Below are 18,622 nucleotides of genomic sequence, written 5' to 3'. Positions count from 1 at the left end.
ACCTCACTGCGACAGACCACCGGTGCACGCCGCGCCCGGCTCGGGCGTCTGCTCGCCCTGCACGAACTTCTCGAAGAACGCGTCCACGTTCGCGTCGCTCGCGCCAGTCACCGTGCGCTGGTGACCCCAGGCGGTGAGCATGATCGGGTCGGCCTGGGCGTCGTCCGGGCTCATGAGCGTGTAGGGCGTCTTCCTGACCTTGGCGGCGAGGGCGTCGACGTCGGCCTTGCTCGCCTTGCTGTTGTACGTCACCCAGACCGCGCCGTGCTCGAGCGAGTGGACGGCGTTCATGTTGTCGAGGGCCTTGGTGTAGACGTCACCGTTGCAGTTCATCCAGACCTGGTTGTGGTCCCCGCCGACGGGGGGTTCGGTCGGGTACTTCACGGTCTTGGTGACGTGGGTGCGCCCGAGCGTCCCCTTCCAGGTCTTCACCCCGTCCGTACCGGTGACGAAGTGGCCCGAGGCGGCCTTGGCGTCGGCGGCGGTGTCCTTGTCGTCGTCGGACCGCGACTGCACGACGAACACACCACCGGCGACCAGCGCGACCACGGCGACGACACTACCGCCGATCACGAGCAGCCGGTTCCGCCGCTCCCGGGCCTGCTCGGCCCGCCGCATCTCCTCTATGCGCGCCTTGCGCGCCGCGCTGCCGGTCGTGTTCGCGGAACCCATGAGGCCTGTCCTTCGGGGGAAAAGGGGCGGGACGGTCGGGGCGTTCGAGTCCGCTGATCGTAAGGGGGGAGACGGGGAAAGTCGTAGACAGGTCACAGCCAAGAGACCAGTGAATTTGAACGCGAGATGCGTATTATCTACGCTTCCTCCCATGCGGCTGCTGCGATCCACCGACCTGGCACTGCGCGTCCTCATGCGACTCGCGGTGGCGGGCGGCACCCCGGAGGCCACTCCCACCACCCGTGACGTGGCGGCCGCCATGGAGGTCCCCTACACCCACGCGGCCAAGGTCGTGGCCGAGCTCCAGCACATGGGTCTGCTGGAGGCCCGTCGGGGCAGGGGCGGCGGCCTGGCCCTCACCGAACGGGGCCGTGCCGCGTCCGTCGGCGCGGTGGTCCGCGCCTTCGAAGGGGACGGCGACGTCGTCGACTGCGAGGGCGCCACCCCGTGCCCCCTGGCCTCGGCCTGCCGGCTGCGCGGCGCCCTGCGCCGGGCGCAGGAGGCGTTCTTCGCGTCCCTGGACCCCCTCACGGTCGCGGACATCGTGGCGGAACCGACGGGGCCGCTGCTGCTGGGCATCTCGAAACTCGGCTGACGCGCCCCGCGCGGGCCGATGCCTGGACCTGCGGTGCTGTTGGGACCCGGGTGCTGCCCGGACCGGGGGTGCTGCCCGGACCGGGGGTGCCGCTCGGACCGGGGGTGCTGCCCGGACCGGGGGTGCTGCCGGGTGCCTCGCCCGCCCCGTCCTTCACACTTTCCCCGGGCAATGCGGTTGTCGCCGTGTCGCCGGGCCGGATTGGATGGCCCGATGGAACGCATCGAAGCAGAGCTGTTCACCGCCGGCGGCAACAACGCCGTGGTCCGCCTGCCCGGCCGACGCTTCCCCGGGGTGCTGGTGCAGGGCGACTCCCTGCACCTCCTGCGCACCGACATGGCCGAGCTGGTGGAGGCGTGCGACCGCGGTGACCTGGGCGACGCCCGCGACGCCGCCGGGCTTCTCCTGGCCGGCCTCGACGCCCTGCTGGAGCGTTACGGCGCCGCGCTGGACGAGCACGAGATCCCACGGCCGTACTGAGCGGGGCGTGGGAGCGGGAGTCGGGGAGCCGGGAGCGGGCGCCCGGGAGCCGTGCGCCGGGAGCCGGGCGGCCCCGCACCCCGCCCCGCGGGGGCGTGGGGCGGGGCGCCCGACGAGCGGTCCGGGGCGGGCTCAGGTCCCGGAGATGGTGATGGCCAGGTCCGTGATGTTCAGCGGGAACTGGCCGATGGAGGTGGTGTCGCCGGTGAGGATGTCGACGCCGTAGAGCGACGGCGTGCTCGCGCCGTACGGCGTGAGCGTGGCGAAGGCCGCGTACGACGTCGTCTTGCCGTTGGTCAGGTAGCTGAAGATGTCCAGGCCAGCGTTGAGACCGGCGTCGAAGCCGAGCAGGCCGGTCGTGACGAGGTTGCCCTCGTTGGGCGGCGACTGGATGACGACCTGGTCGTTGAGCGTGTCGATGTCGACCAGGGTCGTCCCGGTGGACCCGACCAGATCGTTGTTGGTGTACCCGGCGGCGGTCACGCCCTGCACCGCCGTGGTGGCCGGCGGGATGTTCAGGGGTGTGTCGGCGGCCGTGGTGTGGTCATTGAGGTTGTGCCGCAGGTTCTGGCCGTAGTCGCTGATCACCCGGAGCCGGTCGGCCGCCGGGTTGAAGTCGATGTCGAAGGTCGTGCCGTAGAGCGCGACCTGGAGCTGCGAGACCTTGGTGACGACGACGTCGGTGGTGGCCGGCGGGGTTTTGATCGTGTAGATGCCGCCCTTGTCGCCGAGGCCGTACAGGAGGCCGTTCTGCACCCGGTGGTCGATCCCGAGCAGCTTGGTGTCGCCACTGAGCCCGGTGACGAGCCGGACCCAGTCGAGCACCTGCGGCTTGTCGGTGGTGAAGGTGGCCATCAGGGTCCCGTCGCCGGTGATCCCGAAGGCCCGCAGGCTGGGGACGGCGGTGGCGGCGGAGCCGGAGCCGGGCGCGCCGACCAGGAGCGCGGTCGCCGCGGACATCATGGCGACCGTCGCCGCCCATCTCTTTCGCGTGCCTGATTTCATAGGTGTCTTCCTCCCGTTCGAAAGAACGTCGATTCCGCGCGCCGCGGCGGAATGCCCATGGAATGGCGGCGCGCCAAAGGCGTTCGGGACGTCGCTGGACAGCGATGGAATGCGTGGACCGCGAGAGCCGCGTCGGCAGGGCCCTCCGACGCGTCGAGCCGCACGCCGCACCGAAGTGATCCGTGATCCTCCGCAGGCGGCTGCGCGGTTCCCATTAAGCCCAGGCCGCGACGCCCTCACAAGCGGATCCGGCGACAAGCACGCCCGGATTCAGGAACTTTGCGCAGGGTGACAAACGCGACCTCGGCACATCCTTCATCAATTCACCCGGATTGATAAACGCCCGTCCGGATTTCGTCTGTCGACGCTCACGGCGGCGATGGCATGCTCACGTTCATGGTGAGTCTCTTCGCCGAGCTGGCCCGGCAGGCGACGGTCAACGCGCGCCGCGAGGTGGAGACTTATGTGCGCGAGATTCCGGAACTCGGGTCCCTGGAGCTGAACTCCCGGGCCAGGGACGAGACCCTGGACTACGCGGTGTGGTTCCGGCGCCGCACGATCGAACTCGCTCCGGAGAACGGCCGGTTGACCGACGAGGACCTCGGTTACATCGCGTCGATGGGCGCGGCGCGGGCCGGGTCGGGGATGTCGCTGGACTCGCGGCAGCGGATGCTGCGTGTGCACACCGCGCTCATGCTGCGCGAGATCAACGAGGCGACGGAAGCCCAGCGCGGCGGCCATGTCGAGGAACTCATGCGGATCATGGGCTGGTTCGCCCCGCAGGGCGAGCGCGGCATCGGCGCCTACCGCGAGGGTTTCGTGACGGTCATGCGGCGCCAGGTGCCCTGGGTCGAACAGGTCGCCCTGCTGGCCCGGTCGCTGCTGGCCGAGGACCCGGCGGCGGAGGAGCTGGCCCTGGTCGCGGGCATGGAACTGGCCGACACCTACGCGGTGACGGTGATCCGGGTGCCGGACCACCCCGCAGGTGATCGCGACCTGGAGAACGAGATCGAGGCCCTGGTGAAGACGTACGCGGTACCGGCCACCTGGTGCCCGGCACGCGGGCCCGGAGGCGCGGAAAGGGGAGGGGGCGGGGACAGGGGCGCGGCCGGGGACAGGGGCGGGGACGGGGAGCTGATCGTCCTGGTTCCCAGCGCCCTCGGAGCCCCCGGTCCCGACGTGGTGCCGGACCTCGTACCGGGCCGTGTACCGGAACCCTTACCGGACCCTGTCACCGGTCTCCTGCGGGACTTCGCCGAGGCGCTCGGACGGCCCTGCGCCGCCGGTACCGCCGTCGCGCCGCTGGGCGAGCTCGCCCGGGCCCTGGACAGGGCCCGGCGGGTCAGCAGGGCGGCCCCGCTGCGGCGGGCGTCGACGCGGCTGCGGCCGCACACGCTCGCGGACGTATTCGTCGAACTCGCGGTCGCGGACCTGCCGTTCGTCGACGCGTGGCTCCGCACGGTGGCCCGGAGCCTGAGACCGGGCCCGGACCTGCTGGTCACCCTCGACGCCTACTACCGCCACGACATGCAGCGCGGCTCAGCGGCGACCGCCCTGAACGTCCACCCGCGCACCCTGGACTACCGCCTCCGCCGGGTCCGGGAGCTCACCGGCATCGACCCGGCCTCGACGCACGGTGTACGGATCCTCAGCTCGGTCGTCACCCGGAGCCTGTCGCGCGCGTGGACCTGAGCCGAACCGTGCCGTCCCCGGACGGCGACCCCCGCCGCGACCGCCGTCCGGGCGCGCTGCCCGCCCCGCGGCGGGTGCGCCGCCGGGTCCGCCGTCCGGCTCAGGCGTGGGCCAGCCACAGGTCGGGGCCGAACACCTCGTAGTGCACGTCCGCGGGCGCGACGCCCTTCTCGATCAGCTGGGCCCGCACCGCCCGCATGAACGGCAGCGGTCCGCACAGGTACGCGCGCGTGCCGGGTGCGACGGGAACGTCCGAGAGGTCGGCCAGGCCCGTCCGGGCGTGCGCCGGGGCCTCCCGCTCGTACCAGAGGTGCACGGAGGCGTCCGGCAGCTTCGCGGCGTACGCCTCGTGGTCCGTGCGCAGGGCGTGGTCCGCGGGGGAGCGGTCGGCGTGGACGACCGTGACCGGCGCGTCGTGGCCGGTGGCGGCGAGGTGGGCGAGCATCGCCACGATCGGGGTGACACCGATGCCGGCCGAGGCGAGCAGCAGCGGGGTGCCCGGGGCGTCGTCGAGGACGAGATCGCCGTACGGCTCGGAGAGCTCCAGCACGCTGCCCTCCCGCACGCGCGCGTGCAGGTGGTTCGAGACCTCGCCCTCGGGTGTCGTCGCCCCGCCGGGCACGCGCTTGACGCTGATCCGGCGCACGTCGGCGCCGGGTGCGCCGGAGAGGCTGTACTGCCGTATCTGGCGGGCGCCGTCGGGCAGTTGCGCGCGGACGGACACGTACTGGCCCGCGCGGAAGTCCCGTACCGGGGCGCCGTCCACGGGGCGCAGGCCGAAGGTGACGACGTCCTCGGTCTCCCGGACGCGTTCCACGACCTCCCACTCGCGCCACACGTCGCCGCCGCTCTCCTCGTACAGGCGGCGCTCGATCGCGATCAGCGCGTTCGCCATCAGCCAGTAGACCTCGTCCCAGGCCGCGGCGACCTCGGGCGTGACCGCTTCGCCCAGGACCTCGGCGATGGCGGCGAAGAGGTGCTGGTGGACGACCTCGTACTGCCCGGGTGCGATGCCGAGGGAGGCGTGCTTGTGCGCGATTCGGGTGAGCATCGCGTCGGGGCGGTCCTGCGGACGGCTCGCGACCCGACCCTCCGAGTCCTGGGGAGCGGTCCGGACGAGCCGGGTGGCGAAGGCGGCGATGGATCCGGCCAGCGCCTGGCGCTGGGTGCCCGCCGCCTGGTTGCCGCGGTTGAACAGGTCGCGCAGGAGTTCCGGATGCGCCGCGAAGAGGCCGGCGTAGAAGCGCTCGGTGATCTCACCGATGGCCGCGCCAACGGCGGGGAGGGTGGCGCGGACGGTGGCAGCGGACTGTTCGGACAGCATCGGGGCTCCTCAAAGCTCACTCGGTGTTCTGCTGTCCCGCACGCTAGTTAAACTTGCATCTGAGATGCAAATTAAATGGCCGGGGTGGGACGCAGGGGGTGGGGCATTACGGATGTCGGTGCGAGCAGGCAAGATGGGCGGCAGAGCAGTACACCTGCCCGACGCGAGGCGGTACATCTGCCGGACGGGAGGCGTTCAGGCCCGGGTCGCCGAGGCGATCATGGTCGGCAACGCGCATGAAATGGTGTTGTGGTGTGATGCTCGGGTGCCCGACCGCCTCTCCGTGGGACGGGAAACAGGCGGCCTGACCAGCAAGGATGGGGAAGCGGAAGATGGACAAGCAGCAGGAGTTCGTGCTCCGGACGTTGGAGGAGCGCGACATCCGGTTCGTACGGCTGTGGTTCACGGACGTGCTGGGCTTCCTCAAGTCCGTCGCCGTGGCCCCGGCCGAGCTCGAACAGGCCTTCGACGAGGGCATCGGCTTCGACGGCTCCGCGATCGAGGGCTTCGCCCGGGTCTACGAGTCCGACATGATCGCCAAGCCGGATCCGTCGACCTTCCAGGTCCTGCCCTGGCGCGCGGAGGCCCCCGGTACCGCCCGCATGTTCTGCGACATCCTCATGCCGGACGGCTCCCCGTCCTTCGCGGACCCCCGGTACGTGCTCAAGCGGGCCCTGGCGCGCGCCTCCGACCTGGGCTTCACCTTCTACACCCACCCCGAGATCGAGTTCTTCCTGCTGAAGAACAAGCCGACCGACGGCTCCCGCCCCACCCCGGCCGACAACTCCGGCTACTTCGACCACACCCCGCAGAACGTGGGCATGGACTTCCGCCGCCAGGCGATCACCATGCTGGAGTCGATGGGCATCTCGGTCGAGTTCTCCCACCACGAGGGCGCCCCGGGCCAGCAGGAGATCGACCTGCGCTACGCCGACGCGCTCTCCACGGCCGACAACATCATGACGTTCCGCCTGGTCATGAAGCAGGTCGCGCTGGAGCAGGGGGTCCAGGCGACCTTCATGCCGAAGCCGTTCTCCGAGCACCCCGGCAGCGGCATGCACACGCACCTCTCCCTCTTCGAGGGCGACCGCAACGCGTTCTACGAGTCGGGTGCGGAGTACCAGCTCTCCAAGGTCGGCCGGTCCTTCATCGCCGGCCTGCTGAAGCACGCCGCCGAGATCGCCGCCGTCACCAACCAGTGGGTGAACTCCTACAAGCGCATCTGGGGCGGCTCCGAGCGCACGGCCGGCGCGGGCGGCGAGGCGCCGTCCTACATCTGCTGGGGCCACAACAACCGCTCCGCGCTGGTCCGCGTGCCGATGTACAAGCCCGGCAAGACGGGCTCCGCGCGCATCGAGGTCCGCTCCCTCGACTCCGGCACCAACCCGTACCTGGCGTACGCCATGCTCCTCGCCGCGGGCCTCAAGGGCGTCGAGGAGGGCTACGAGCTTCCGCCGGGCGCCGAGGACGACGTCTGGGCGCTGTCCGACGCCGAACGCCGGGCGATGGGCATCGAGCCCCTCCCGCAGAACCTCGGCGAGGCCCTGGGCCTGATGGAGCGCAGCGACCTCGTCGCCGAGACCCTCGGCGAACACGTCTTCGACTTCTTCCTGCGCAACAAGAAGGCGGAGTGGGAGGAGTACCGCAGCGAGGTCACCGCCTTCGAGCTGCGCAAGAACCTGCCGGTGCTGTAAGCGCGGCCGGCGCCTGGATCGACGGGCGTTCCGGGCGGACGGGCGTCCCGGGCAGACGCGTGTTCCGGGTCGATGGCCGTGCGGGCTGTCGACCCGGAGCGCTTCCTCGTCCGTCCGTCCCTGCGTCCGTGCGCCCGCGGAGCGGGCGGCGTGGCCGCGCCGCTCCCGCCCGAGTCCTACTGGGCGCGCAGTTGTGCCAGGACCTGGTGCAGCGGTTCCGTCTCGCGGCGGCGGTACTCCTGGATCGCCCAGCCGTTGCCGTCGGGGTCCTTGAAATACATGAAGGTCGCCCCGTCCTGCGGCGCGAACTGCTGGGGCTCGGTGACGTCCAGACCGCGGGCGGTCAGCTCCTCGTGCGCCGCCTTCGCGTCCGTCACACACAGCTGCATGCCGTGGTACGTGCCCGGCCGCGGGGTTCCGGTCGGGACCTGGAGGCCGTCGACCAGGGCGATCGAACAGCCGGAGCCGGGCGGGGTGAGCTGCACGATGCGCACGCCCTCCATGACCTCGCCGTCGAGGTCGACGTGGAAGCCCACCTTGTCGCGGTAGAACTCCTTGGCCCGGTCCACGTCGGACACCGGCAGCAGGATCACTTCCAGGGTCATGTCCATCGTTCGACTCCCTCTGACTCCGTTGTCACGGCCGTCGCTCCGCACGGAACCGAAGTCCCGCGCGAGCGAGGTCCCGAAGAACCCGACGTCCTCCGGAACCCGAAGTACCACAGAACCGGAAACCGGCCCGGGGCGCCACCGAAAGGCGCGGGTTACGCTCAGGTGCGTACGACCTTGATCCGAGGGAGGGCCGGGGATGATGGCGCCGGGGCGCAGGAGCAGCACCTTCACACGGCTGCTGCGGCACGGCTTCACCGACCCGTCCGCCGCCGAGCGGCTCCTGGACGGTCCCGAGCTGTCGCCGGTGCGCAACGACCCCTTTCTGCTGGAGGCCCTCGGCGCCACCGCCGATCCCGATCTCGCCCTGCACGGCCTCGTCCGGCTGCTGGAGGCCCAGCCCGGTCCCACCGCCCGCCGGGAGCTGCTCGACACGCTGATAGCGGCCAAGCCGCTGCGCGACCGGCTGCTGGGGGTGCTGGGGGCGTCCGCCGCCCTCGCCGACCACCTCGCCCGGCATCCGCGGGACTGGGAGGCCCTCGTCACGTACGAGCCGCGGGATCTGCATCCCGGGGTGGAGGAGTTCGAGCGCGGCCTGGCCGAGGCCACGGACCCGGTGTCGCTGCGCGTCGCCTACCGGCGCTGCCTGCTGTCCATCGCGGCACGTGACGTGTGCGGGACGACCGAGCTCGCCGAGACCGCCGCCGAGCTGGCCGACCTCGCCACCGCCACGCTGCGGGCCGCCCTGCACCTCGCCCGGGCCGCCGCGCCGGACGACGCCGCGCTGTGCCGGCTCGCCGTCATCGCGATGGGCAAGTGCGGCGGGCACGAGCTGAACTACGTGTCCGACGTCGACGTGATCTTCGTGGGGGAGGCCGTCGACGGGGCCGACGAGGGCAAGGCGCTGCGGGCCGCCGCCAAACTGGCCGCGCACCTGATGCGGATCTGTTCCGAGACGACCGTGGAAGGCTCCATCTGGCCCGTCGACGCCAATCTGCGGCCCGAGGGACGCAACGGGCCACTGGTGCGGACGCTGTCCAGCCATCTCGCCTACTACCAGCGGTGGGCCAAGACCTGGGAGTTCCAGGCCCTGCTGAAGGCGCGGCCGGTGGCCGGTGACCTGGCGCTCGGGGCCGAGTACGTCGCCGCCGTCGGGCCCCTGGTGTGGCAGGCCGCCGAGCGGGAGAACTTCGTCGTCGACGTGCAGAAGATGCGGCGGCGGGTCGTGGAGAACATCCCCGTCGCCGAGGTCGACCGTGAACTCAAGCTCGGGCCCGGCGGGCTGCGGGACGTCGAGTTCGCCGTGCAGCTCCTCCAGCTGGTGCACGGACGGGCCGACGCGTCGCTGCGCAGCGGCACCACGCTCGACGCCCTCCAGGCGCTCGCCGCCGGGGGATACGTCGGGCGCGCCGACGCCGAGCAGCTGGACGCCGCGTACCGGTTCCTGCGGTCCATGGAGCACCGGATCCAGCTCTACCGGCTGCGGCGGACCCATCTGGTCCCCGAGGCCGAGACCGACCTGCGGCGGCTGGGCCGCTCGCTCGGACTGCGCGCCGACCCGGTCGCCGAGCTCGGCCAGGAGTGGAAGCGGCACGCCGCCGTGGTGCGGCGGCTGCACGAGAAGCTGTTCTACCGGCCGCTGCTCGACGCCGTCGCCCAACTCGCGCCCGGCGAGACCAGGCTGAGCCCGAAGGCGGCCCGTGAGCGGCTGGTCGCACTCGGGTACGCCGACCCCGCCTCCGCACTGCGCCACCTGGAGGCGCTGGCCTCCGGCGTCACGCGCAAGGCGGCCATCCAGCGCACCCTGCTGCCGGTGCTGCTCGGCTGGTTCGCGGACTCCGCCGACCCGGACGCGGGGCTGCTCAACTTCCGCAAGGTGTCGGACGCGCTCGGCAAGACACCCTGGTACCTGCGGTTGCTGCGGGACGAGGGCGCCGCGGCGGAGAACCTCGCCCGGGTCCTGTCCGCCGGGCGGCTCGCCCCCGATCTGCTGCTGCGGGCGCCGGAGGCGGTGGCGCTGCTCGGCGACGGGGACGGCGGCGGGCTCGAGCCGCGCGGGCGGGCCCAGTTGGAGCAGGAGATACTCGCCGCTGTGCGGCGGGCCGACGGGGTGGTGCAGGCGGTCACCGCGGCGCGCGGGGTCCGCAGGCGCGAGCTGTTCCGTACGTCCGCCGCCGACATCGTCGCCTCCTACGGCACGGAGGCCCAGCCGGTCGAGGCGGATCAGGGCGCCCTCGTGGACCTGGTGGGCGGGGCGGTCTCCGACCTCACCGCCGCCACGCTGGCCGGGACGCTGCGCGCGGTCGTGCGCGACGGCTGGGGCGACACCCTTCCGACGCGCTTCACCGTCATCGGCATGGGCCGCTTCGGCGGCCATGAACTGGGCTACGGCTCCGACGCCGACGTCCTGTTCGTGCACGAGCCGCGGGACGGCGTCGACGAGCGCGAGGCCTCGGAGGCCGCGAACAAGGTCGTCTCCGAGATGCGCCGACTGCTCCAGATCCCCAGCGCCGACCCGCCGCTGCTGATCGACGCCGACCTGCGCCCGGAGGGCAAATCAGGCCCCCTGGTACGCACGTTGAAGTCGTACGAGGCCTACTACCGGCGCTGGTCGCTCGGTTGGGAGTCACAGGCCCTGCTGCGGGCCGAAGTCGTCGCCGGGGACGAGGAGTTGGGGCGTCGGTTCATCAAGCTGATCGACCCGCTGCGCTATCCGGCGGACGGCCTCGGCGAGGAGGCGGTACGGGAGATCCGGCGGCTGAAGGCCCGGATGGAGTCGGAGCGGATGCCCCGGGGCGCCGATCCGAAGCTGCACACCAAGCTCGGGCCGGGCGGTCTGTCCGACGTCGAGTGGACCGTGCAACTGGTCCAGATGCGGCACGGATCCACGCATCCGGGGCTGCGGACCACCCGCACCCGTGAGGCCCTCGCCGCCGCGCGCGACGCCGGCCTCGTCCCGGAGGAGGAGGCGGCGACGCTGGACGAGGCGTGGGTGCTGGCGACCCGGGTGCGCAACGCGGTGATGCTGGTGCGCGGACGAGCCGGGGACACATTCCCGTCCGACCCGCGCGAACTGCTCGCGGTGGGGCGGTACTTGGGGTACGGGCCCGGACGGGTGGGCGACATGCTCGACGACTACCGCCGGACCGCCCGCAGGGCCCGGGGCGTGGTGGACGAGCTGTTCTACGTCGGCTAGGACCTGCCGTGGGTGCCGTGGGTGCCGTGGGTTACGCGGGTCGCGTCAGTGCCGTCGGCGGTGTCGGCCGCGTCGGCGGGGTCGGCGGGGTCAGGGGCGCACGGCGGCTCGCGCCGCACCCTCGCTCCGCGTCTGCGACGGGCCGCGCTTCTCCGACGGCCCGCGCGTTTCCGACAGTCCGTGCGTCTGCGACGGTTCGTGCGTCTGCGACGGCCCGCGCGTTTCGGACGGGCCCGGTGTCTCCGCCGGCCCGCGCGTCGCGGACGGCCCGTGCGTCGCGGACGGGCCCGGTGTCTCCGGCAGCGCGCGCTTCCTCGGCGCCTTGTTCCTGCGGGTGAGGCCGACGCCGACCAGCACCACCGCCATGCCCGCGAGGACCCGTCCGCCTATCTGCTCGTCGAGGACCGCCGCGCCCAGTGCGACCGACACGACCGGCAGCAGATAGCCGACCGTCGCCGCCGTCGTGGGCCCCTCGTCCGCGATCAGACGGTAGTTGAGGTAGAAGGTCACGCCCGTGCCGAGGACGCCCAGCGCGGTGACGGCGAGCAGTGCGGTGACGTCCGGACGGAAGGGGCCGGCCGCGGGGAGGGCCAGGGTGCTCCAGGCCGTGGCGGTGAGGAGCTGGGCCGCCGACATGGCCATGGGCGCCCCGGAGGCCGTCAGGTGCCGGGCCATGTAGGCGAAGGCCACCGCGTAACTCGCCGCCGCGCCCAGCAGGTACAGGGCGGGCAGGCTGAGCAGGCCCTCCTGCTGCCAGGGGGCGAAGATCAGGACCGTACCGGCGAAGCCCAGGACCAGGCCGGTCAGGCGTACGGGGTGCAGGGCCCGGTCCGTGCCCAGCCCGATGCCGATGAGCAGGGACCACAGGGGAGTCGTGGCGTTGAGGACGCCCGCGATGCCCGAGTCGAGGTGCTGCTCGCCCAAGGCGAAGAGGGCGAACGGCAGCGCGTTGCAGAACAGGGCGGCGATGGCGAGACGGCCCCACGCGGCCCTGGAGCGGGGAAGGCGCTGGCCCGCCCGGCGCGCCAGGAGAAGGAGGACGGCCGTGCCCAGGGCGCACCGGGCGATGGTGATCTGGGCGGGGGTCAGCCCGTGGGTCAGGGCCAGCTTGATCCAGAGGAAGCCGGAGCCCCAGAAGAGGGCGAGCGCGGCCATGCGGAGCGTGGAGGCGAGGGGCATGGCTCCACGGTCGCCCGCCAGACCTGTGAGGACAAGTGAAATGTTCTGGATGATTCGTTAAGCTGACCTGCATGCTTGATGTGCGGCGGATGCAGGTGTTGCGGGCGGTCGTGGGGAACGGATCGGTGACGGGGGCGGCGGCCGCGCTGGGGTACACGCCGTCCGCCGTCAGCCAGCAGATCGCCGCCCTGGAGAAGGAGGCGGGGGCCGCGTTGCTGGAGCGGGTCGGGCGGGGAGTGCGGCCCACCGCCGCCGGACTGCTGCTCACCGAGTACGCGGATGCCATCGGACGGCAGGTCGCCGAGGCCGAGACGGCGCTCGCCGACCTGCTCGCCGGGCGGACGGGACTGCTGGCGGTGCGGTACTTCGCCACCGCGGGAGCCGGGCTGGTGGCCCCGGCCGTGGCACGCCTGCGGGAGGATCATCCCGGCGTCCGGATCGAGCTGGGTCTGACCGTCGATCCCGAGGACCCGGTGGCGCAGGTGCGGGAAGGGCGGGCCGATCTGGCGCTGCTGGTGGGCGGGGAGGGGCGGCAGGACGGCGGGGTACGGCTGCTGCACCTGCTCGACGATCCCTATCTCGCCGTCCTGCCGCGCGGCCACCGGCTCGCCGGGCGGCGGAGTCTGCGGCTGGCGGAGCTGGCCGAGGAGGCATTCGTGGGCAGCGAGTGGCCGGGGCCCTGTCTCGACGCCCAGCTCGACGCGTGCGCGGCGGTCGGGTTCCGGCCCCGGTTCGCGGTGCAGAGCGAGGACTACGTGACCGCCCAGGGGTTCGTCGCCGCCGGACTGGGCGTGAGCCTGGTGCCCCGGCTGGGGCTCGGCAGCCGCCATCCGGGGATCGTCGTGCGCGAGGTGCGCGATCCGGTGCCGGTGCGTGCCATCCAGGCGGTGATCCGGGAGACGGCGCCCGCGCAGCCCGCGCTGGACGCGTTCATCGACGCACTGAGGAGCGCCGCGAACACGTGAGACCCGGCCGGCCACCGGCCCCGCACCCCACCGGCCCGCACGCGGCACCGGCCCCGCACCGCACCGCCCCACACCGCCCCGCCCCGCTCCGCACCGACCCGCGCGTGACGCCCACCCGCCCCACACCGCCCCGCCCCGCCCCGCTCCGCACCGACCGACCCGCGCGTAACGCCCACCCGCCCCATACCGGCCCCGCTTCGGTCCAGCGTGGTACCGGCACACTCACCGGTCCGCGCCCCTCGGGGCTAAGCCGTCCCGGTCGCGGCTGGCCGCAAGGTCCGTGCGTGGTTCATGAGGCCCGTCAGGCCCACCTCGAAGGCCTGGTCCGCGCGGCCCTCGGGCACCGCGGCCAGCGCCTCGGCCAGGTGCGGGGTGGCGCCCTCCTCGGTCAGCTCCCACATCGTCTCGGGGGCCGCCAGGTCCAGGGCCGAGCCCAGCACCAGGTTCTCCAGGGCGATGATCAGCGGCATCACCGAGCGCGGTGCGAAACCCGCGTCCAGCAGCAGGGTCACCGCCCGTTCGTACTGCTCCAGGACACGGGGCGCCCGGACGGGTGAGGTCATCAGGAGCGGGATCGTCCGGGGGTGCGCGGCGAACGCGGCCCGGTAGGAGCGGGCCCAGGACTCCAGGGCGGCGTCCCACGGGGCGGCGTCCAGGGTCGTCGGGTCGATCGCGGCCGAGACCCGCTCCCGCAGGAGTTCCACGATGCCGTCCCGGCCGTCCACATGGTGGTACACCGAACCGGTCTGCACCCCGAGCCGCTTCGCGATCTGCGGGACGCTGAAGTCACCCTGTTCGTCGACGAGTTGCAAAGCGGTCGAGGTGATGCGCTCGCGGTCGAGAAGCGGTGTGCGCGGCCGTCCCATGGATGTGATCTCCCCTGAGGGTCCGAGAAGGGCTTCCCGGATTCCCAGGAGGAGGCTACATTGCCGAAACCGAAAGCCTTTAGATTTACGGGTCCGGGGCGGCCTTCCGGCCAGGTCGGCCCCGAGAAACGCCGGTCATCCCGCACGCCCGGAACCCTCCCGTCCCGCCGCGCTCGAAGGGCTCCCCATGTCCGACCCCACCCTCGAGCGGACGCCGCCCCCCGCGGCGACCCTCCGCTCCGGTTCGCTCGGCACCGCCGACATCGCCTTCTTCGTCGTCTCCGCAGCCGCCCCGCTCACCGTCATGGCCGGCGTCGCCCCGCTCGCGATCCTGCTCGGCGGCATCGGCGCCCCGGCCGGCTACCTCCTCGCCGGCATCACCCTCGCCGTCTTCGCCGTCGGCTTCACCACCATGAGCCGCCATGTGAGGAGCGCCGGCGCGTTCTACGCGTACATCACCCGCGGTCTCGGCCGGCCCGTCGGCATCGGCGCCGCGCTGCTCGCGCTGATCGGCTACAACGGCATGGAGATCGGCGTCTACGGCCTTCTCGGCACCGCCGGCCGGGACACCGCGCAGGCGATCCTCGGCGTCGACGTCCCCTGGCTGCCGATCGCCCTGGCCGGTCTGCTGGTCATCGGCTACGGCGGCTACCGTTCCGTCGAGTTCGGCGCCAAGCTGCTCGGTGTCCTGCTCGTCGCCGAGACCGGGATCCTGGTGCTGCTCGCGGGAGGTGTGCTGGTCGAGGGTGGCGCGCACGGGCTGTCGGGGACGTCGTTCGCCCCGGACAACGTGTTCGTGTCCGGTACGGCCGTCGTCCTGGCTTTCGCCTTCGCCGCTTTCACCGGCTTCGAGTCGACCGTCATCTACCGCCGTGAGGCCCGTGATCCCGAGCGTACGGTGCCGCGCGCCACCTACGCGGCCGTCGCCTTCCTCGGGCTCTTCTACGCCTTCGTCGTGTGGATCGTCATCCAGGCCTTCGGGAACGACGAGGTGATCGCGGCCGCCGCCGAGGATCCCGGCGGGCTCTTCTTCTCCGCCATCACCACCTACGTCGGCGGCTGGGCGGCCGACCTCATGCACGTCTTCATCGTCACCAGCGTCATCGCCTCGCTCCTCGCCTTCCACAACGCCATCAACCGGTACGCCCTCGCCCTCGCCGAGGAGGGCGTCCTGCCCGGGGTGCTGGGGCGGATCCACCGCCGGCACCGTTCCCCGTACGCGGCGGGTGTCGCGCAGACCGTGCTCGGCGCGGTGGTCGTGCTCGCGTTCTGGGCGGCGGGCGCCGATCCGTACGCGCAGTTGCTGCTGTGGGTCAACACCCCGGGAATGATCGGGCTGTTCGTGCTCCAGCTGCTCGCCGCGATCGCCGTGCCCTGCTACTTCCGGCGGGTGCCTCACCAGGAGGGCGTGCTGCGCACGGTCGTCGCCCCGGTCGTCGCCGCCGGGCTGCTCGCCACCGCGATAGGGCTCGTCGTCACCCATATCGACCTGTTCACCGGGGCTTCCAGCGCGGTCGACACCGTCCTGGTCGCGCTGGCGCCCGCCGTGTTCGTCGTCGGGCTCGCCCTGGCGTGGTGGCTGCGCCGCGAACGCCCCCTCGTCTACGCGAACTTCGCCGCCGAACCGGTCGAAACGGTCGAACCGATCGAGCCTGTCGAACCGGTGGAATCCACCGATCCCGCCAAGTCCACCGATCCCGCCAAGTCCACCGATCCCACCGATCCCGCCCATCTCGCCGAGCCGGTCGGATCCGCCCCAGCGGTCGAAGCGTCCGCCGAACCGTCCCCCGTCGCGAAGGAGTTCACCGAGTCATGACCGCCCCCGACCTGATCCTCGCCGGTGCCGAGGTCCGTACCCTCGACCCCGCCCGGCCGTACGCCACCGCCGTCGCCGTGCGCGACGGGAGAATCGCGGCGGTCGGCGACGAGAGCGACGTCCGCGACTGGCGCGGGCCGGGCACCGAGGTCGTCCCGCTGGCGGGCGCGCATCTCGTGCCCGGCCTGGTGGACGCGCACAGCCATCCCGTGTGGGGGCTGGACATGGCCACCGGCGTGGATCTGTCGGGTGTCACGGACCTGGCGGGGCTGCGGTCGGCGCTCGCCGGTGCCGAGCGGACCGACGGGTGGGTGGTCGGCTACGGGCTCGACCACAACGCGTTCGAGGGACGGCCCGTAGACCGGGCGCTCGTGGAGGACGTGCTCGGGGGCGCGCCGGCCTTTCTGCGGCTGTACGACGGGCACTCCGCGCTCGCCAGCGGCGCGGCGCTCGCCGAGGCGGGGGTGACCGGGGCACGGACCTTCGCCCAGCGCTCGGAGGTGGTCTGCGACGCGGGCGGACGGCCCACCGGGCACCTCGTCGAGCAGGCCGCGATGGACCTGGTCGCGACGGCCGCGCCCCGGGCCTCCGACGCCGCCCGGCGGGCGCGGCTGGTCGAGCTGCTCTCCGCGATGGCGGCCACCGGCCTCACCGGTGCGCACGTCATGGACGCCGGGGACGCGGAGCTCGTCGCGGCGGTGGCCCGGGAGACCGTCCTGCCGCTCCGGCTGCGCTTCGCGCCCTGGTGCATGCCGGGGGTCGACGAGGCCGGCCTCGCGCAGCTCGTCGCCCGGCAGGGGCGGGGCGGGCGGCACTGGGTGGTCGACGGGGTCAAGTTCTTCATGGACGGGACGGTGGAGGGCGGCACCGCCTGGCTGGAGCACGCGGACTGCCACGGACAGGGAACGGCGGCGTTCTGGCCGGACCCCGACGCCTACGCCGCCGCCGTACGGCACCTGCACACGGCCGGTGTGCGGACCGCCACCCACGCCATCGGGGACGCGGCCGTCCGGCATGTGCTCGACGTGGTGGCCGGGCTCGGGGAGGGCGGCCGGGGACGGCACCGGATCGAGCACGTCGAGACCGTGCCGGACGCCCAGTTGCCGAGGTTCGCCGAGCTGGGCGTGGCGGCGTCGATGCAGCCGCCGCACACCGCGTACACCCGGGCCGACGGCACCGACGAGTGGTCCCGGCGGCTGGGCGCGGGCCGGGCGGGGCGGGCCTGGCGGCTGCGGGACCTGCGGGACGCCGGGGCGACGGTCGCCCTGGGTTCGGACTGGCCCATCGCCGCGTACGACGTGCGGGGCGTGCTGGCCGACGCCCGCGCGCCCCGGGGCGCGGCCTCGGCGCGGGCCGGGCTCACCGGGATCGAGGCGTTGGAGGGCTGCACCACGCATGCGGCCCGGGCCGCGGGCGAGAGCGGGTCCGCGGGCCGGATCGCCGTGGGCCTGCGGGCCGACCTCACCGCATTCGGTCTCGACCCGGTCGCGGCTCCGGCGGACGAGCTGACCGGGGCCCCGGTGCGGCTCACGGTGACAGGGGGACACGTGGTGCACAGGGGAGAGCCCTGAGCGCCGGGCGATGGGGCCGCCGGGGTCCGGGTCGGTGATGCCGTGAGGCCGTCGAGGGCCGGTCTCCCCGATGACGGTCGCCGGAGATCAGAAACACGCACCCGAGAGCGCCCTCTTACGGTCGTGCCCGCGTCGGCAGGGTGAGGATTTCGGCTCCGTCGTCGGTGATGGCGATGGTGTGCTCGCTGTGCGCGGTCCGGCAGCCTGTCGCGCTGCGCAGGGTCCAGCCGTCGGCGTCGGTGACGAGTGCGGCGGTGTCGTCCATGACCCAGGGCTCCAGGGCGAGCAGCAGTCCGGGGCGCAGCGTGTATCCGCGGCCCGGCCGTCCGGTGTTCGCGATGTGGGGGTCCTGGTGCATGGTCGAGCCGATGCCGTGGCCGCCGAACTCGGTGTTGATCGGGTAGCCCGCCTCGCTGAGAACCGTGCCGATGGCGTGGGAGAGGTCGCCGATGCGCGCGCCGGGCCTGGCGGCGGCGATGCCGGCGGCGAGTGCGCGTTCGGTCGTCTCGATCATCGCGACGCTCTCCGCGGGCCTGGCTCCGCCCACCAGAAAGCTGATCGCGGCGTCCGCGGCCACCCCGCCCCTGGCGACGGCGAGGTCGAGGGTCAGCAGATCCCCGTCCGCCAGCGTGTAGTGGTGAGGCCGCCCGTGCAGCACCGCGTCGTTGACGGCGGTGCAGATGTAGTGCCCGAACGGGCCGCGCCCGAAGGACGGCGCGTAGTCGACGTAGCAGGACTGCGCTCCCGCCTCGGTGATCATCTCCTTGGCCCACTGGTCGATGTCCAGCAGGTTCGTCCCGACCGTGCTGCGCTGCCTCAGCGTGTGCAGGATGTCTCCGACCAGGGCGCCGGTGTCCCTCGCTCGTTCGAGCCGCGCGGAGTTCAGGATCTCGATCATGGGGGACCTCTCATGTGCTTCCAATAATCATCCCGGTCAAACTGTACCGGTATTAGAATGG

The 18,622-nt window shown here is 72.7% G+C and carries 15 protein-coding genes; 8 read left to right on the top strand and 7 right to left on the bottom strand.

Annotated features, from left to right (window positions below):
* Positions 1 to 3: 3 nt before the first annotated feature.
* The gene (locus AOQ37_RS26825) at positions 4 to 672 is read right to left on the bottom strand and encodes a thioredoxin-like domain-containing protein (protein WP_062647701.1); all 669 of its coding nucleotides are present in this window, start codon (positions 670 to 672) and stop codon (positions 4 to 6) included.
* A gap of 151 nt (positions 673 to 823) precedes the next feature.
* Here AOQ37_RS26825 and AOQ37_RS26820 point away from each other — a divergent pair, with 151 nt between their 5' ends.
* Entirely contained in the window at positions 824 to 1,267 is a 444-nt protein-coding gene (locus tag AOQ37_RS26820; RefSeq protein ID WP_062647699.1) for an RrF2 family transcriptional regulator, read from the top strand.
* A gap of 213 nt (positions 1,268 to 1,480) precedes the next feature.
* Positions 1,481 to 1,747, top strand: coding sequence for a DUF6959 family protein (locus AOQ37_RS26815; protein WP_062647698.1), 267 nt, complete (start codon positions 1,481 to 1,483; stop codon positions 1,745 to 1,747).
* Positions 1,748 to 1,879: 132 nt separating this feature from the next.
* On the opposite strand, the gene AOQ37_RS26810 is transcribed toward AOQ37_RS26815, so the two are convergent.
* The gene (locus AOQ37_RS26810; RefSeq protein WP_062647696.1) at positions 1,880 to 2,752 is read right to left on the bottom strand and encodes a DUF4394 domain-containing protein; all 873 of its coding nucleotides are present in this window, start codon (positions 2,750 to 2,752) and stop codon (positions 1,880 to 1,882) included.
* A gap of 396 nt (positions 2,753 to 3,148) precedes the next feature.
* On the opposite strand from AOQ37_RS26810, the gene AOQ37_RS26805 reads away from it, so the two are divergent.
* On the top strand, positions 3,149 to 4,444 hold the full coding sequence (locus tag AOQ37_RS26805; RefSeq protein ID WP_199825087.1) for a PucR family transcriptional regulator: 1,296 nt from the start codon (positions 3,149 to 3,151) through the stop codon (positions 4,442 to 4,444).
* Positions 4,445 to 4,544: 100 nt separating this feature from the next.
* On the opposite strand, the gene AOQ37_RS26800 is transcribed toward AOQ37_RS26805, so the two are convergent.
* Positions 4,545 to 5,768, bottom strand: a complete 1,224-nt coding sequence (locus tag AOQ37_RS26800) for a globin domain-containing protein (RefSeq protein WP_062647692.1) — start codon at positions 5,766 to 5,768, stop codon at positions 4,545 to 4,547.
* Positions 5,769 to 6,100: 332 nt separating this feature from the next.
* On the opposite strand from AOQ37_RS26800, the gene glnA2 reads away from it, so the two are divergent.
* The gene (gene glnA2 / locus AOQ37_RS26795; protein ID WP_020126756.1) at positions 6,101 to 7,462 is read left to right on the top strand and encodes a gamma-glutamylpolyamine synthetase GlnA2; all 1,362 of its coding nucleotides are present in this window, start codon (positions 6,101 to 6,103) and stop codon (positions 7,460 to 7,462) included.
* Between the two features lie 176 nt (positions 7,463 to 7,638).
* Here glnA2 and AOQ37_RS26790 read toward each other — a convergent pair whose 3' ends face one another.
* On the bottom strand, positions 7,639 to 8,073 hold the full coding sequence (locus AOQ37_RS26790; RefSeq protein ID WP_062647690.1) for a VOC family protein: 435 nt from the start codon (positions 8,071 to 8,073) through the stop codon (positions 7,639 to 7,641).
* A 196-nt stretch (positions 8,074 to 8,269) separates the two neighbouring features.
* Here AOQ37_RS26790 and AOQ37_RS26785 point away from each other — a divergent pair, with 196 nt between their 5' ends.
* On the top strand, positions 8,270 to 11,266 hold the full coding sequence (locus AOQ37_RS26785) for a bifunctional [glutamine synthetase] adenylyltransferase/[glutamine synthetase]-adenylyl-L-tyrosine phosphorylase (protein ID WP_062647688.1): 2,997 nt from the start codon (positions 8,270 to 8,272) through the stop codon (positions 11,264 to 11,266).
* Between the two features lie 90 nt (positions 11,267 to 11,356).
* Here AOQ37_RS26785 and AOQ37_RS26780 read toward each other — a convergent pair whose 3' ends face one another.
* Entirely contained in the window at positions 11,357 to 12,445 is a 1,089-nt protein-coding gene (locus AOQ37_RS26780) for a DMT family transporter (RefSeq protein WP_234437006.1), read from the bottom strand.
* A 71-nt stretch (positions 12,446 to 12,516) separates the two neighbouring features.
* Here AOQ37_RS26780 and AOQ37_RS26775 point away from each other — a divergent pair, with 71 nt between their 5' ends.
* Positions 12,517 to 13,410, top strand: a complete 894-nt coding sequence (locus tag AOQ37_RS26775) for a LysR family transcriptional regulator (protein ID WP_062647686.1) — start codon at positions 12,517 to 12,519, stop codon at positions 13,408 to 13,410.
* A gap of 245 nt (positions 13,411 to 13,655) precedes the next feature.
* Here AOQ37_RS26775 and AOQ37_RS26770 read toward each other — a convergent pair whose 3' ends face one another.
* Positions 13,656 to 14,276, bottom strand: coding sequence for a TetR/AcrR family transcriptional regulator (locus AOQ37_RS26770; RefSeq protein ID WP_062647684.1), 621 nt, complete (start codon positions 14,274 to 14,276; stop codon positions 13,656 to 13,658).
* Positions 14,277 to 14,463: 187 nt separating this feature from the next.
* Between AOQ37_RS26770 and AOQ37_RS26765 the strand changes: the two genes are divergently transcribed.
* Positions 14,464 to 16,092: an APC family permease gene (locus AOQ37_RS26765; protein ID WP_078890364.1), complete on the top strand. Its 1,629-nt coding sequence runs from the start codon at positions 14,464 to 14,466 to the stop codon at positions 16,090 to 16,092.
* Positions 16,089 to 17,663, top strand: a complete 1,575-nt coding sequence (locus tag AOQ37_RS26760) for an amidohydrolase (protein WP_062647682.1) — start codon at positions 16,089 to 16,091, stop codon at positions 17,661 to 17,663. Before AOQ37_RS26765 ends, AOQ37_RS26760 begins: the two co-directional genes overlap by 4 nt.
* A 115-nt stretch (positions 17,664 to 17,778) precedes the next feature.
* On the opposite strand, the gene map is transcribed toward AOQ37_RS26760, so the two are convergent.
* Positions 17,779 to 18,561, bottom strand: coding sequence for a type I methionyl aminopeptidase (map, locus tag AOQ37_RS26755; RefSeq protein ID WP_062647680.1), 783 nt, complete (start codon positions 18,559 to 18,561; stop codon positions 17,779 to 17,781).
* Between the last annotated feature and the right edge of the window lie 61 nt (positions 18,562 to 18,622).

Source organism: Streptomyces maremycinicus, assembly GCF_001184025.1.
GTDB classification, from domain to species: domain Bacteria; phylum Actinomycetota; class Actinomycetes; order Streptomycetales; family Streptomycetaceae; genus Streptomyces; species Streptomyces maremycinicus.
The sequence above is the reverse complement of the archived record's forward strand: the minus strand, read 5'-3'. Positions and strand labels throughout refer to the sequence as shown.

Excerpts from the sequence above, each read along its gene's own strand:
- AOQ37_RS26825 (WP_062647701.1), bottom strand. The coding sequence starts at position 672 with ATGGGTTCCGCGAACACGACCGGCAGCGCGGCGCGCAAGGCGCGCATA.
- AOQ37_RS26820 (WP_062647699.1), top strand. The coding sequence starts at position 824 with ATGCGGCTGCTGCGATCCACCGACCTGGCACTGCGCGTCCTCATGCGA.
- AOQ37_RS26815 (WP_062647698.1), top strand. The coding sequence starts at position 1,481 with ATGGAACGCATCGAAGCAGAGCTGTTCACCGCCGGCGGCAACAACGCC.
- AOQ37_RS26810 (WP_062647696.1), bottom strand. The coding sequence starts at position 2,752 with ATGAAATCAGGCACGCGAAAGAGATGGGCGGCGACGGTCGCCATGATG.
- AOQ37_RS26805 (WP_199825087.1), top strand. The coding sequence starts at position 3,149 with ATGGTGAGTCTCTTCGCCGAGCTGGCCCGGCAGGCGACGGTCAACGCG.
- AOQ37_RS26800 (WP_062647692.1), bottom strand. The coding sequence starts at position 5,768 with ATGCTGTCCGAACAGTCCGCTGCCACCGTCCGCGCCACCCTCCCCGCC.
- glnA2 (WP_020126756.1), top strand. The coding sequence starts at position 6,101 with ATGGACAAGCAGCAGGAGTTCGTGCTCCGGACGTTGGAGGAGCGCGAC.
- AOQ37_RS26790 (WP_062647690.1), bottom strand. The coding sequence starts at position 8,073 with ATGGACATGACCCTGGAAGTGATCCTGCTGCCGGTGTCCGACGTGGAC.
- AOQ37_RS26785 (WP_062647688.1), top strand. The coding sequence starts at position 8,270 with ATGATGGCGCCGGGGCGCAGGAGCAGCACCTTCACACGGCTGCTGCGG.
- AOQ37_RS26780 (WP_234437006.1), bottom strand. The coding sequence starts at position 12,445 with ATGCCCCTCGCCTCCACGCTCCGCATGGCCGCGCTCGCCCTCTTCTGG.
- AOQ37_RS26775 (WP_062647686.1), top strand. The coding sequence starts at position 12,517 with ATGCTTGATGTGCGGCGGATGCAGGTGTTGCGGGCGGTCGTGGGGAAC.
- AOQ37_RS26770 (WP_062647684.1), bottom strand. The coding sequence starts at position 14,276 with ATGGGACGGCCGCGCACACCGCTTCTCGACCGCGAGCGCATCACCTCG.
- AOQ37_RS26765 (WP_078890364.1), top strand. The coding sequence starts at position 14,464 with ATGTCCGACCCCACCCTCGAGCGGACGCCGCCCCCCGCGGCGACCCTC.
- AOQ37_RS26760 (WP_062647682.1), top strand. The coding sequence starts at position 16,089 with ATGACCGCCCCCGACCTGATCCTCGCCGGTGCCGAGGTCCGTACCCTC.
- map (WP_062647680.1), bottom strand. The coding sequence starts at position 18,561 with ATGATCGAGATCCTGAACTCCGCGCGGCTCGAACGAGCGAGGGACACC.